The 13,536-nt window shown below is 67.2% G+C and carries 11 protein-coding genes and 4 tRNA genes; 8 read left to right on the top strand and 7 right to left on the bottom strand.

From position 1 onward, the window contains the following. Positions 1–42 precede the first annotated feature (42 nt). Together OHS03_RS31450 and OHS03_RS31445 are read right to left on the bottom strand one after the other, a co-directional pair. Positions 43–762, bottom strand: a complete 720-nt coding sequence (locus OHS03_RS31450; protein ID WP_228536832.1) for a polyprenol monophosphomannose synthase — start codon at positions 760–762, stop codon at positions 43–45. A gap of 123 nt (positions 763–885) precedes the next feature. After that, entirely contained in the window at positions 886–1,572 is a 687-nt protein-coding gene (locus OHS03_RS31445; protein WP_056818688.1) for a GAP family protein, read from the bottom strand. 211 nt (positions 1,573–1,783) lie between these two features. Between OHS03_RS31445 and OHS03_RS31440 the strand changes: the two genes are divergently transcribed. Genes OHS03_RS31440 through OHS03_RS31430 form a run of 3 tightly spaced genes read left to right on the top strand, consistent with a single transcriptional unit; the run spans position 1,784 to position 4,428 of the window. Continuing rightward, a complete protein-coding gene (locus tag OHS03_RS31440; RefSeq protein ID WP_194825757.1) occupies positions 1,784–2,101 on the top strand; it encodes a hypothetical protein in 318 nt (105 codons plus the stop codon). Then, complete coding sequence (locus tag OHS03_RS31435) at positions 2,101–3,393, top strand: hypothetical protein (RefSeq protein WP_328659024.1); 1,293 nt, start codon at positions 2,101–2,103, stop codon at positions 3,391–3,393. Before OHS03_RS31440 ends, OHS03_RS31435 begins: the two co-directional genes overlap by 1 nt. 9 nt (positions 3,394–3,402) lie before the next feature. Then, positions 3,403–4,428, top strand: a complete 1,026-nt coding sequence (locus OHS03_RS31430) for a DUF8176 domain-containing protein (RefSeq protein ID WP_328659022.1) — start codon at positions 3,403–3,405, stop codon at positions 4,426–4,428. A gap of 58 nt (positions 4,429–4,486) precedes the next feature. Here OHS03_RS31430 and OHS03_RS31425 read toward each other — a convergent pair. Beyond that, positions 4,487–4,563 (bottom strand) — tRNA-Asp (locus OHS03_RS31425). A gap of 187 nt (positions 4,564–4,750) precedes the next feature. Between OHS03_RS31425 and OHS03_RS31420 the strand changes: the two genes are divergently transcribed. The 5 genes from OHS03_RS31420 (at position 4,751) to OHS03_RS31400 (ending at position 11,950) form a co-directional block, all read left to right on the top strand. Then, the gene (locus OHS03_RS31420) at positions 4,751–7,966 is read left to right on the top strand and encodes an acetyl-CoA carboxylase family protein (RefSeq protein WP_328659020.1); all 3,216 of its coding nucleotides are present in this window, start codon (positions 4,751–4,753) and stop codon (positions 7,964–7,966) included. 205 nt (positions 7,967–8,171) lie between these two features. After that, positions 8,172–8,993 carry an SDR family oxidoreductase gene (locus OHS03_RS31415; RefSeq protein WP_328659019.1) on the top strand — a complete coding sequence of 274 codons (822 nt, stop codon included), beginning with the start codon at positions 8,172–8,174 and terminating at the stop codon, positions 8,991–8,993. Between the two features lie 15 nt (positions 8,994–9,008). Then, a complete protein-coding gene (locus tag OHS03_RS31410; RefSeq protein WP_328659017.1) occupies positions 9,009–10,223 on the top strand; it encodes an acyl-CoA dehydrogenase family protein in 1,215 nt (404 codons plus the stop codon). 32 nt (positions 10,224–10,255) lie between these two features. Next, positions 10,256–11,239 carry an NADPH:quinone oxidoreductase family protein gene (locus OHS03_RS31405; protein WP_328659014.1) on the top strand — a complete coding sequence of 328 codons (984 nt, stop codon included), beginning with the start codon at positions 10,256–10,258 and terminating at the stop codon, positions 11,237–11,239. A 21-nt stretch (positions 11,240–11,260) separates the two neighbouring features. Continuing rightward, positions 11,261–11,950, top strand: a complete 690-nt coding sequence (locus OHS03_RS31400) for a TetR/AcrR family transcriptional regulator (RefSeq protein WP_062982625.1) — start codon at positions 11,261–11,263, stop codon at positions 11,948–11,950. A 65-nt stretch (positions 11,951–12,015) separates the two neighbouring features. Here the strand turns inward: OHS03_RS31400 and OHS03_RS31395 are convergent. The 4 genes from OHS03_RS31395 to OHS03_RS31380 form a co-directional block, all read right to left on the bottom strand. Beyond that, positions 12,016–12,089 (bottom strand) — tRNA-Phe (locus OHS03_RS31395). A 30-nt stretch (positions 12,090–12,119) separates the two neighbouring features. Next, a tRNA-Asp gene (locus OHS03_RS31390) sits at positions 12,120–12,193 on the bottom strand. Positions 12,194–12,233: 40 nt separating this feature from the next. Then, positions 12,234–12,306, bottom strand: a tRNA-Glu gene (locus OHS03_RS31385). Between the two features lie 91 nt (positions 12,307–12,397). Next, positions 12,398–13,069, bottom strand: a complete 672-nt coding sequence (locus tag OHS03_RS31380) for a TetR family transcriptional regulator (protein ID WP_056818701.1) — start codon at positions 13,067–13,069, stop codon at positions 12,398–12,400. Between the last annotated feature and the right edge of the window lie 467 nt (positions 13,070–13,536).

Raw genomic sequence — 13,536 nt, 5'->3', positions numbered from 1 at the left:
GCCCCGCCGAAACCATCGGTGGGGCCTTTCGCGTATCGAGCTCTAGACCGAGCGGCCGAACAGCAGCTTCCACGGCATGAGCGCCGACTCGAGCTGCACCTTCAGGCTCATCTTCGACGCACCGACGGTGCGCTCCTCGAAGCGGATCGGCACCTCGGCGATCGTGTAGCCCTTCTTGATCGCGCGGTAGTTCATCTCGACCTGGAACGAGTAGCCGTTGCTGCGGATCGAAGCCACGTCGATCGCGCGCAGGGTGTCGGCCTTCCAGGCCTTGAAACCGGCGGTCGCGTCCTTCACGCCGAGGCGCAGGATCAGGTTCACGTAGAAGTTGGCCCAGGCCGACAGGGCCTTGCGGTACCACTTCCACTCCGCGGCGGTCGAACCACCCGGCACGTAGCGCGACCCCAGCGCTACGCCGACATCGTCGGAGCTCAGCTTCTCGAGCATCGACGGGATCACCTCGGCGGGATGCGACAGATCGGCGTCCATCTGGATCACCACATCGGCACCCTCGTCGAGCGCCGCGGTGATGCCCGCGATGTAGGCGCGGCCGAGGCCGTCCTTCTCGGTGCGATGCAGCACGCTCACCACATTCGGCAGCTCGGCCGCCAGTTTGTCGGCGACGTCACCCGTGCCGTCGGGTGAATTATCGTCGACCACCAGCACGTGCAGATCGGACACCGGCAGAGCCGTCAGCCGCTCCACCGCCACCGGCAGATTTTCCCGCTCGTTGTAGGTCGGCACAACAACGGTAACCCTCAAGGGTCGCCCTCCCTGCTCACCTGGATAGCCCCGCGGCCCAGGATGCGGGCACGGGGCATGTCATCGATTCGTTATGACGGTACTCGATGGTCCTGACGCTTTCCTGAGTGGCCGTGCGGGCGCTCACCACAGCCGGCCCGCGTGGACCAGTGCGTCGACGATCAGTCCGACGCCGAAGACGACGAAAAGCACCCTGATGGCCGGCGGCCCGAAACGGGTGATGCCCCGCACGAGCAGGCGGTAGACCCGCCGTGCGCGCGGCGTTCGCCGCATGGCCAGAGCCAGCACGACCAGTGGCAGGACCAGGGCGACCGCGCAGTAGGCCGCCACGATCACCGGCCACGCCACCGGCAGCGGGCGCTGCGCGGACAACACCGCGAGGGCCGCGAGATAGGGCACCGAGGTGGGCACCTTCGCCAGACCCAGCGTGAACCCGATCACCCCGAGCAGCCACGGATATCTGCGCACCGGCTCGATCCAGCGGCCGCCGGTGGACGTGGTGGTGTCGACCGGAAGCGCGGCGACCGCGATCAGCACCAGGCCGATCACCAACTCGCCCCAGTAGCGCAGGGCTGGGGTCAGCTCGAAGTCGAACAGCCGAACCAGGAAGTCGATGCCGAGCACGGTGCACACGCCGAAGGCCACCGAGACCGCGAAGACCCCGCCGAGGAAACTGAGCACCCCCGTCATCGGCGAACGCCGGGTCAGCCTGGCGTCGGCGACCACGGCCGTGGTGATCGCCACCAGCAGCACGTCGAGCGCATCGAGCAGAGCGAACCCGAACAGGGCGAACAGTCGATACCCATCCATGTCGTGGCCGACCCTACTCGCCGGTCATGTTCGGTCACCGACCCGTCAGTCACACCAGCACCACACCGGCTTCGCGGTGAAAGTCCTTGACCTGCGTAGTCTCGAGATCGATCCGTCCATCTGGACGGGACCCTCCCGCAAACGGCGCTCGGTGGTTACGCTTTTGAGCACCGGCCGTGCCGGGATCCGCGATCGTGAAGGGGCAGACATCGTGGCAGAAATGTCTTTCGACCCGTCAGCGCTCGACGCTTATCAGCGTGCGGCAGCTCGGGTTTCCGAACTTCTTGGCACAGCGGCCAATGATACGACGACCGCGGCCGGGGTCGATCTGTCCGGGCTCGGCGTGCTCGGGCGTGAATTCGCCGCCGCCTGGACACAGGCAGCGGGCGAACACGCTTCGACGCTGAGTACCGCGGGCAACCTGGTCACCGCCTATCAGGGCATCCTGAATCGCTTCGGCGACAGCGTGACCGGCATCGACACCGGGCTGGCGGGCGATCTGCGCGCGGTCGAGAGCGAGGTGGCGTGATGCGTACCAAGTCGCTGGCCACCGAGACCACGTTGAGCACGATCACCCCCGCCGAGGCCGAGGCGAAGATCGCGCCGGTGATCGCGCTGCTCGAAGTGCCGTTGCTCGAGTTGCGTAGATCGTTGGGCAGTAATACTTCCGCCGATCCCGATGCCTCGGTGGTCGCCGCGCTGACGTCGGCCTCCGCCGCGACGACAGCCACCGAGGACCCGCATCGGCTGGGGCTGTACGCCCTCGAGTCGACCGAGACCGCCGCTCCCGCCACACCCGCGCTGCGGCAGACCGCGACCGAGGTCTCGGCCGCGGCCGATCGTGGGACCCGATTGAGTTCCCTGCTCGGGCAGGCCCATTCGACGCAGTCGACCGCGGCGGCCAAGGTCGACGCGATCATCGCCGACTTCCGGGCCAAGGCGAAGAAGGCCGCGCCCGCGGTGAACAGCAACAACCTCGACGCCATCGTCGAACTCGCCGAAGAGGCCATCTCCGAAGCGGTCGGGGTGGTGGGTAATGCCAGCACCGAGATGGATCAGTACACCCGAGACACCAAGGGACTCACCAGCGATCTCGGCGGGACCAACGGGGTGACCGTTCCCGTCGGCGCGACGGAGGTGGCGCCCGGCGTCTACGTACTCGGCACCGGTGGGTCCGATACGTCGTCCTGGGATGACGACTCGTCGTGGGACAACGAGGACGACAACATCGATCCGGCGACAGCGGCGCAGATCGCGTTGCAGGAGGCCTTGATCGACGGCGGGGTGTCCCTGGGCACCGCGGCGATCGATGCCGGCGTCACGTTCGGTACGCATCTGATCGACAAGATCGCCGAAGTCGCGATGCACGGACTCGACAAGGGTACCGAGCTGGCGACGACCGGAATCGACACTCTCGCCGCGAATGCCGCAGGCACCGAGGGCGCCACATCCACCACACCCGCGGGCACCACGCCCGCCGCGCCGTCGACCAATGGCGGCGGGACCGGCACGAGCACCCTGTTCGGCGGATTGGGTGGCGGCACCAGCACCGGCGGCGGCGCCAACAGCGGTGGCGCCGCGAACAACAACAGCGGCGCTTCGGCGAAGCCGGAAGCACCCGCGCAGGCTGCTCCGTTCCAGAATCAGACGCCGAAAGCCGAACAGCCCCAACAGGCTCCGAGTACACCCGCGCCCGCGCAGCAGCCGATGCAAGGCGGAGTGGTGCCGCCCGCTGCTCGTCCGCAGCAGGAGCAGGAGACCGAGAAACCCTCCGCCGCGCCTAAACACGGGCAACCGGGAGTCGTCCCGGCGCCGGCGTAGGACGACCGCATGGACAATCCGTTCGGTGCCTACTTCGCGTCGCCGGACGCCACGTCGCCCGGCCGCCGTCGCCCGCAAGGTAAACGGCGGCGCAGGCGACGGCGCGAGGCCGAGCCGCAGACGATCGGCACGAACCCCGAGACCTGGCCGCCGCCCGACCCGGAACCGTTCGACGACGGCCCGTTCCAGCCCGCGCCCGTCGAACCGGTGTACCGAAATCCCGATGACGACGACGGGTTCACCGGCGACTGGAACGACTGGAACGACGCCGACGTGCCGGTCCAGCCGCAGCGCGGTGACGATGTCGACTGGAACGACTGGGCCACCGCCACCGCGACCGAACAGAGCGGCGACCATGTCGAGATACCGGTATTGCCGCGCCTCAAGGACTTCGGCGGCGGCGGCCAGATCGCCCGGCGCCCCCGCAGGAACTTCGACGACGAACGCTACGACGAAAGCGGTGGCAAGGTGAAGGCCGCGGCCGCGATCAAAGGCATCATCGGAGCAGTGGTATTCGTCGTGCTTCTCGGCTTGGCCGCCACCATCTTCCTCGGCCCCGCCGACAAACCGACCACCACGGCACAGGCCGCTGTCTCCGGCGCGCGGGCAACGACGTCCACCGTGGTGCCCCCACTTCCCGCACACGCCCTGTCGGGCTGCGAATCCTTCCGCACCCCCTCGATCACCATCAGCGCCGAACGTGGCGACACCGCCAGCCCCGAGGGCGCCATCCTCGGCTTCGAATACAGCTACTACGTCGACCGCGACGCCGCGAAGGCCCGTTCCTTCGTCACCGACAACGCCCATGTGGGCAACGCGTCGGCCTTGGCCGAGGGCATCGGCTCCCTACCCCTCGATGTGAAGTACTGCGTGCACATCACCAAAGCCGACGCCGCCGACCCCACCCTCTGGAACGTGACCATCCACCAGAAATGGCCGGGCGACGCCACCACCGAAAAGATCAACCAGGTCATGCGCACCACCGAGGTAGCGCCCGGTCGTCACCGCATCACCAGCATCGACCATCGCAACTGAGCAGGTCCTGGAACGCGAAAGTCCCCCGCACCGATTCCGGTGTGGGGGACTTTCCGCGTGGCGACCCTGACGGGACTCGAACCCGCGACCTCCGCCGTGACAGGGCGGCGCGCTAACCAACTGCGCTACAGGGCCTTGCTTCCTTGCATCGGGGAGCGATATTACCCGGTGGGCACCGCTTTCGGTAACCGAACAGGTCAGGCGGTGAATCGACCGTTGACACTGACGTCAACGTCAATAACACTTGTGACGGTGACCACAAGCCAGGCGCAGGTCACCGTGCCCTCGTCGAACCCGCCGCCACCGAATCCGAGGACATCCAGTGAAACTGCTGATCGCCAATCGCGGCGAGATCGCCCTGCGCGTCATCCGCACGGCTACCGAACTCGGCATCGACACCGTGGCGGTCTACGCCGACGACGATGCCGACAACCCCGATGTGCACGCGGCGGGCGAGGCGATCGCGTTGGCGGGCACCGGCGCCACGCCCTACCTCGACCACTCCGCGATCCTGGCCGCCGCCAAGGAATCCGGCGCCGACTACATCCATCCCGGCTACGGATTCCTCAGCGAGAACGCCGCATTCGCCCGTGCCTGCGCGGCCGATGGCGTCACGTTCGTCGGGCCCGATCCCGCGGTGCTCGACCTGTTCGGTGACAAGTCCTCGGCCCGTGCGACCGCCGTGGCCGCGGGCGTGCCCGTCTTGCCCGCCACCGAGGGACCGACCACCGCCGAGGAGGTTCACAGGTTCTTCGGTACGCACCCCGGCGCGATCATGATCAAGGCGCTGGCCGGGGGCGGCGGGCGTGGCATGCGGGTGGTGCGAGCGGTCGAGGAGATCGACGACGCGTATCGGAAGTGCGGCGCGGAGGCGCAGCTCGGTTTCGGTAACCCCGCGGTGTTCGCCGAGTTGCTGTTCGAGAACGCCCGGCACATCGAAGTGCAGATCGTCGCCACGGGCGGCAGAGCGCTGGCGCTGGGAGACCGCGATTGCAGTGTGCAGCGCAGGCATCAGAAGCTCCTCGAAATCGCTCCCGCGCAGGGGCTTTCGGAGAGGCTGCGTAGGAACCTCCACGTCGCGGCGGCCCGGCTGTGCGCCCATGTCGGGTATCGCGGACTGGCGACCGTCGAATTCCTGGTCTCCGACGGCGAGTTCGTGTTCCTCGAGGTCAATCCGCGAATCCAGGTGGAGCACACCGTGACCGAGGAGGTGACCGGGGTCGATCTGGTCGCCGTGCAGCTCGCGATCGCCGAGGGCGCGCACTTCGACGACCTCGGGTTGCCGCGCGGAATCGTCTCCGACGGAACGGAATCCACCGGTGATCCGGCTGTCGCGGAGGGCATCGCCATCCAAGCCAGAGTGAACATGGAAACGATGGCGGCCGACGGTTCGGCGGTGCCGACCGCGGGCACGCTCACCACCTTCGCACCGCCGACCGGGCCGGGCGTGCGGGTCGACACCTTCGGCCGCTCCGGGCTGACCCCGAGCCCGCGCTACGACTCGCTGCTGGCCAAGGTGATCACCCGCACCCGCGGACAGTCCTTCCCCGCCGCCGCCCGCAAGACCGCGACAGCGCTCGCCGAGTTCACCGTCACCGGCATCGGTACGAATATCTCGTTCCTGCGAGAGATCCTCGCCGACAGCACCTTCCAATCAGGCCAGGCCAACACCGGCTTTCTCACGGAGCGACTGACCGAACTGGTCGCGGCGGCACAGACCGATCAGCCCGAGGTCGCGGTCACCGCGGTCGAGCTGTATCCGGGGCAGGAAGCTGTGCGCGCGCAGCTCGCGGGCACGGTGGTCGAGGTGGCGGACGAGGGCGTCGACATCGGCGCCGGTGGTCAGCTCGTGGTGCTCGAGGCGATGAAGATGCAGCACGTACTCGCCGCGCCGGATGCCGCCAGGGTCGTCCGGGTGCTTGTTCGCCCCGGCCGGGTCGTCGCGCCGGGCGATCCGCTGGTCGTCATCACCCGCACCGGCGCCGACGACACCGGCAGCGCGCACGCCGATCTCGATCCCGGCCGGACCCGCGCCGATGTCGACGAGATCCGTGCCAGGCACCGGGTGACGCTCGACGAATCCCGCCCGGCGGCCGTACAGAAGCGGCACCGGATCGGCCGACGCACCGCACGGGAGAACATCGCCGACCTCGTCGACGCGGGCAGCTTCATCGAGTACGGCGCACTCACGTTCGCCGCCCAACGCACCAGACGCACCGAAGAAGACCTGATCGCCAACACCCCCGCCGACGGCCTGATCACCGGCCTGGCGACCATCGGCGCCGAACACTTCGACAACGCCGAGGCGGTGGTGATCTCCTACGACTACACCGTGCTCGCGGGCACCCAGGGCAAGAACAACCACGCCAAGACCGACCGCGCCTTCGAACTGGCCGAACGCAAGCGGGTTCCGGTTGTGCTGTTCGCCGAGGGCGGTGGCGGCAGGCCGGGCGACACCGACTGGACCGGCATGGGCCTCGAGGTGACGACCTTCCGCGCGCTCGGCGCCCTGCGCGGCAAGGTGCCGCTGGTGACGATCGTGTCGGGCCGCTGCTTCGCGGGCAATGCCGCGCTGGCCGGCTCCTGTGACGTGATCATCGCGACACCGGACGCCAATATCGGCATGGGCGGTCCGGCGATGATCGAGGGCGGCGGGCTCGGCGCCTACCGCCCGGAGGACATCGGCCCGATCGACGTGCAACGACGCAACGGCGTCGTCGACCTGGTGGCCCGTGACGAGGCGCACGCGGTGGCGCTGGCCAAGCAGTACCTCGGCTATTTCCAGGGCCGGGTCGAGGATTTCGACGCACCGGACCCACGGCTGGCCCGACATGTGGTGCCGGAGAACCGCTTACGCGCCTACGACATCCATCGCGCCATCGACGCGATCGTCGACGTCGGCTCGGTGCTCGAGCTGCGGCCGGACTACGGGGTCGGCGTCGTCACCGCGCTGGTGCGGGTGCACGGCGAACCGTTCGGCTTGATCGCCAACAGCAGCCATCACCTCGGCGGCGCCATCGACGCCGAGGCCGCCGACAAGATGGGCGATTTCCTCACCCTGTGCCAATCGTTCGGACTGCCGATCGTCTCCCTGTGCGACACACCGGGTTTCATGGTCGGACCGGAGGCGGAGAAGACCGCGACGGTGCGCCGGTTCAGCAAGTTGTTCGTGCTCGGCGCACAGATGAGCGTCCCGTTCGGCACCGTCATCCTGCGCAAGGGCTACGGACTCGGCGCGATGGCGATGACGGCGGGCCATTTCCGCGCGCCGAACTTCACCGTCGCCTGGCCCACCGGCGAGATCGGCCCGATGGGGTTGGAGGGCGCCGTTCGCCTCGGCTTCAGCAAAGAGCTCGCCGCCGTGACTGATCCGGACGAGCGCGAGACCCTTTTCCAGCAGTTGCTCACTCTGGCCTACCAGCAGGGCAAGGCGCTCACCGCCGCCACGGGTTTCGAACTCGACGATGTGATCGACCCCGCCGACACCCGCGCGTGGATCGCGACCCTCGTCAACAGCCGGGCGCGCGCAGGATCCTGAGCAGCCGCCGACAGCTGCATGTGATTGACATTACATCCTTTGTGAACGATACTAAGCAAGCGCTCACTTACTTGAAGTTGACGTCAAGTTCTAATATCTTCGTCCCTGCGGAGTCACCGGGAGTCCGCGATATCGAACCCGGCCAGCGGACAGGCATCGAAATTCGGCCGACGTACTGACAGACCCCCCTTCGAAAGGACTTCCCGTGAGAGTTACCGACAAGGTGGCCATCGTGACCGGTGGCGGCGCGGGCATCGGCGCCGCGCTGGCGGCCGCACTCGCCGCGGCAGGCGCGAAGGTGGTGGTGTCCGACATCGACGAGACCGCCGCGTTGGCTGTGTCGGAGCAGATCGATGCCGACCACCCCGGCGCCGTCGTGGGTGTCGGCGCCGACGCCGCCGACACCGAGGCGATCAGAGGTCTGATCGCGGTTGCGCGGAATCACTTCGGGCCGGTCGACCTGTACTTCGCCAATGCGGGCATCGTCGGCGCCCCCGGGCTCGACGTCACCGACGACGACTGGAGCCGCGCCCTCGAGGTGAACCTGCGCGCCCATACCCGCGCCGCGCGACTGCTGGTGCCCGAGTGGGTCGAACGCGGTGCGGGCTACTTCATCAGCACCGCTTCCGCCGCGGGGCTGCTCACCCAGATCGGCTCGGCCACCTACTCGGTGAGCAAGCACGCCGCGGTCGGGTTCGCCGAGTGGCTCAGTGTCACCTATGGCGACCAGGGCGTTCGCGTCAGCTGCCTGTGCCCGATGGGCGTCAATACGAAACTGCTCTACGCGGGCCGGGATTCGGGCGAGGAAATCGGCGCCACCGCGACCCGCGCCGTCGTCTCGGCGGGCGATGTCCTCGAACCCGCCGCGGTGGCCGACATCGTGCTCGCGGCCGTCGACGCCGAGGAGTTCCTGATCCTGCCGCATCCACAGGTGCTGGACATGTACCGCCACAAAGGCGCCGATTACGACCGCTGGCTGCGCGGCATGCGCCGCTACCAGTCGTCGTTGCTGGCCGAAACCCACTGAGCGAGAGATCAAGTCATGACACTGTTCGATCTGAGCGATCGCGCGAAGAAGTATTCCGAAGAACTGCTCGACTTCATGGACGCCCACGTCTACCCGGCCGAGGCCGTCTACGACGTGCAGATGCGCGAATCCGGCGACCCCCATTTCCAGCCGCCCATCATGGAAGAGCTCAAAGCCGAGGCCAAACGACGCGGACTGTGGAACCTCTTCCACCCGCACCCCGGCCGAGGCCCCGGCCTGACCAACCTCGAATACGCGCCGCTGGCCGAGATCATGGGCCGTAGCCATCTCGCGTCCGAGGCCTGCAACTGCAACGCCCCCGACACCGGCAACATGGAAGTGCTGGAACTGTTCGGCACCGAGGAACACAAAGAGAAGTACCTGAAGCCGCTGCTCGAGGGCACCATGGCCTCGGCCTTCGCGATGACCGAACCGCGAGTGGCCAGCTCCGATGCCACCAATATCGAACTGTCGATGGTGCGCGACGGCGAAGACTACGTGCTCAACGGTCGAAAGTGGTTCGCCACCAACGCCTTGCACAAGAACTGTCGCGTGCTGATCGTGATGGGCAAGACCGATCCCACCGCAGCACCGCACCGCCAGCAGACCATGATGGTGGTCCCGATCGACGCGCCGGGCGTCACGATCATCCGCGGGCTGCCGGTGTTCGGCTTCCAGGAACGCGAAGGCCACGCCGAGATCGACTTCGCCGACGTGCGGGTGCCCGCCACCGATGTGCTCAAGGGCGAGGGCGAGGGTTTCGCGATCAGCCAGGCCCGGCTCGGGCCGGGGCGCATCCACCACTGCATGCGCAGCATCGGCATGGCCGAGCGCGCACTGGAGATGATGTGCAAACGCGCGCAGGCGCGGATCACCTTCGGCAAACCGGTGGCCGAGAACGCCAATATTCAGGACTGGATCGCCGAGTCGCGCATCGACATCGAGATGATCCGGTTGCTCACGCTCAAGGCCGCCTATCTGATGGACACCGTCGGCAACAAGGCCGCGCGCACCGAGATCGCCGCGATCAAGGTGGCCGCGCCGAACATCGCGCTGAAGGTCGTGGACCGGGCCATTCAGGTGCACGGGGCGGGCGGCGTCACCGACGATTTCCCGCTCGCCGCCGCCTGGGCGCACCTGCGCACGCTCCGGCTCGCCGATGGACCCGACGAAGTGCACAAGCGGGCCATCGCACGTCAGGAACTGAACAAGTACAGGGAGTGCAACTGAGATGACCGCACTGGAACAGGAGCACTGATCACATGAAAGCCTGGCAGTTGGCCGAACTCGGCGAACCACGGGAAGTACTGCAGTTCAACGACATCGACGACCCGGTGGCGGGCGAGGGGCAGCTGCTGGTGCGCGTTCTCGCGACGCCCGCCAACTTCCCCGATGTGCTGTTGTGCCGTGGGCAATATCAGATCAAGCCACCACTGCCGTTCACCCCTGGCGTGGAACTGTGCGGCGAAGTGCTGGCGGTCGGTGCGGGTGTGGACCGGTTCGCGATCGGTGACCGGATCGTCGGCACCGCGAACCTGCCCGGCGGCGCGTTCGCCGAGCTGGCCGTACTCGATGCCGAAAACGCCTTCCCCGCACCGGAATCCCTCGACGATGCCGAGGCGTCGGCGCTGGTCATCGGCTATCAGACGAGCTGGTTCGCGCTGCACCGCCGGACTCGGCTGCAGCCCGGCGAGACGCTGCTGGTGCACGCCGCGGCGGGTGGCGTCGGCAGCTCCGCGGTGCAGTTGGGCAAGGCGGCGGGGGCACGGGTGATCGGCGTCGTCGGCGGGCCCGCGAAGGCCGACTACTGCCGCGAGCTCGGCGCCGACCTCGTGATCGATCGGCACACCGAGGATTTCGTGCCGCTCGTCAAGGAGTTCACCGGTGGCCGCGGCGCCGACGTGGTCTACGACCCGGTCGGCGGCGACGCCTACGCCAAGTCCACCAAGTGCATCGCCTTCGAAGGCCGCATCCTCGTGATCGGCTTCGCCGGCGGCACCATCCCCCAGCCAGCGCTCAATCACGCGCTGATCAAGAACTATTCGATCATCGGCCTGCACTGGGGTCTCTACAAGCAGTACAACCAGCAGGCGATCCACGACTGCCATGCCGAGCTGACCCGGCTCGCCGCGGCGGGCCAGGTGAAACCGCTGATCAGCGAGCGGCTCTCGTTCGGCGACATCCCCGCCGGACTCGGCCGCCTCGGCGACGGCGATACCGTCGGCCGCGTCGTGTTCCGCCCGTGAACGCCGGTATATAACTACACCATGGAACGTTCCGCGGACCCCGACAGCGAGGGCGCGCTGCCCTCGATGGCACGCACCTCGCTGTTGCGCGACCTGCCTGCCACCCAGCGCGGACTGCGTACGCGGGACGCGCTGATCGCGGCGGGCCGGAAGGTGTTCGAGCGGATGGGATATCTCGATACTCGGCTCATCGACATCACCCAGGAAGCCCACTGCTCCTCGGGCACCTTCTACACCTACTTCGCGAGCAAAGAAGAGATCTTCGCCGCGATCCTCGAGCACGCCCAGGAAGACATGATGCATCCCGGGATGCCGCATGTGACGGGCGAGGACGATCCGGCCTCGATCATCGAAGCCGCCAACCTGGCCTACTTCGAGGCCTACAAACGCAATGCGAAGCTGATGGGCCTGCTCGAGCAGGTCGCCCAGATCGACCCCGAATTCAGCAAGCTGCGCCAGCACCGTGCCGATGCCTTCATCGGCCGCAATGCCCGCGGCATCGCCGATCTCCAGCGACGCGGCCTGGCAGACCCCGACATCGATCCGATGCTCACCTCGCGCGCCCTCTCGGGCATGGTCAGCCGCATGGCCTTCAACTACTTCGTCATCGGCGACGGTGAGTTCGACGGCACTCGGATTCCGATGGAAGAAGTTGTCCACACCCTGTCGCGCCTGTGGGCCAACGCCCTGCGGATGCCGGTCACGAGCTGACCGGCTCTCGCCGCCCACCAACGAAAAAATCCCCTCACCGTGTACTTCGGTGAGGGGATCGAAGGTGGCCAGAGCCGGGATCGAACCGGCGACCTACCGCTTTTCAGGCGGTCGCTCGTACCAACTGAGCTACCTGGCCGGAAGTACCGGATTGCTCTGGTACTACGTGCGACCCTGACGGGACTCGAACCCGCGACCTCCGCCGTGACAGGGCGGCGCGCTAACCAACTGCGCTACAGGGCCATGCATACCTGCAGTACTACTAGACACAGTCCGAAGACTGTACCCCCTACGGGATTCGAACCCGCGCTACCGCCTTGAAAGGGCGGCGTCCTAGGCCGCTAGACGAAGGGGGCTCGTTCCGAATCTCTCCGGGGCGGCTTCAACGTTTCCGTTGGGAGCTCGCATAGCTTATGACAGGTGTGCGCAGAGTTCCAAATCGCCTGGTCAGGCGCCCAAACCGAGGTCATCCAGGCGTGCTTGCTCGCGCCAGCCCTCGGTGCGGAAAGTCTGGATCCACAACGGGGTCGCCATCGCCTCCACGATAACCTCCAGCACCTCGGCGAAGCGGGCACGCAAGTCGGCGGCGGAACCATTGGAGATGGGGTCGACCAGATATCGCTGTCCGGCCAGCGCCGCGGACAGGGTTCGCGTGAAGCGGTCGGGGTCGGCGTCGGCGCGCAGCTGTCCGTCGTCGATGGCGCGGACCGCGAGCACGCGGGTGGCTCGGCCGACGATGCGTCCGCCGCCGTTGCCGGTGTCGCGATGGAAGTCGGGTTCGATCACGAGGCGGTATTCCGCTTGCACGATGGTGTCGTGCTCGAGGCGAAGGGCGATCTCGTCGACCATGCCGTGCAGCACATCGAGCGGACCGAGGTCGGCGCGCGCCAGCCAGCGCTCCGCGCAGATCCGGTACCGCTCGACCGCGGTCTCGAGCACCGCGCGCGCCAGATCTTCCTTGGAGTCGAAGTGGAAGTACATCGCACCCTTGGTGGCACGCGAACCTTCCAGAATGCGGTTGAGCGATGCCGCGGCATATCCACTCTTCCCGAACTCGACGGCCGCGGATTTGATTATTGCCGCGCGTGTCCGGCGCGCCCGCTCTTGCTGCCGTGCCATGCTCGAAACGCCTCCGAACCTTCTCGACGCCGGCGGTCGAATACAGACCGCTGGTGCGAATTGTGGTTTTAATTCAAACTTTCGGTATGAAAGACTCGCGGTGCCTCGCACAGCGGCCCCGCCACCGGTGAGAACCGCCTCCTCCTGCGGCGACGTCTACCCCTTTGCCGGGAGTTCGCGCACCCATCGCGATCACCTCGGCCTGCAATCTGTCGATGAATTACGAAACGCCGCACCCTGCACCGGAGCCACGGAAAACGCGGCACCGGTGATTGTTTCGAAATTCACCAGGCGATCACCGTACCCGCATTCCCGAGACGACACGCGGCGATTGGTGTACCTATCCGAACATCCGGTCCGGTTATCCACATCAGCAAACGAAGCGCAACCGGAATGGTTAGTCCGGGTACGAATTCCGTAGGCGCGCAGCCCGGTTGACCGGCTCACCGGCACCGCCGAAGTTCGCC

The organism is Nocardia salmonicida (genome assembly GCF_036142455.1).
GTDB lineage: Bacteria > Actinomycetota > Actinomycetes > Mycobacteriales > Mycobacteriaceae > Nocardia > Nocardia salmonicida.
Note: the sequence above shows the minus strand (reverse complement) of the source record. Positions and strands in the feature narration are given on the sequence as shown.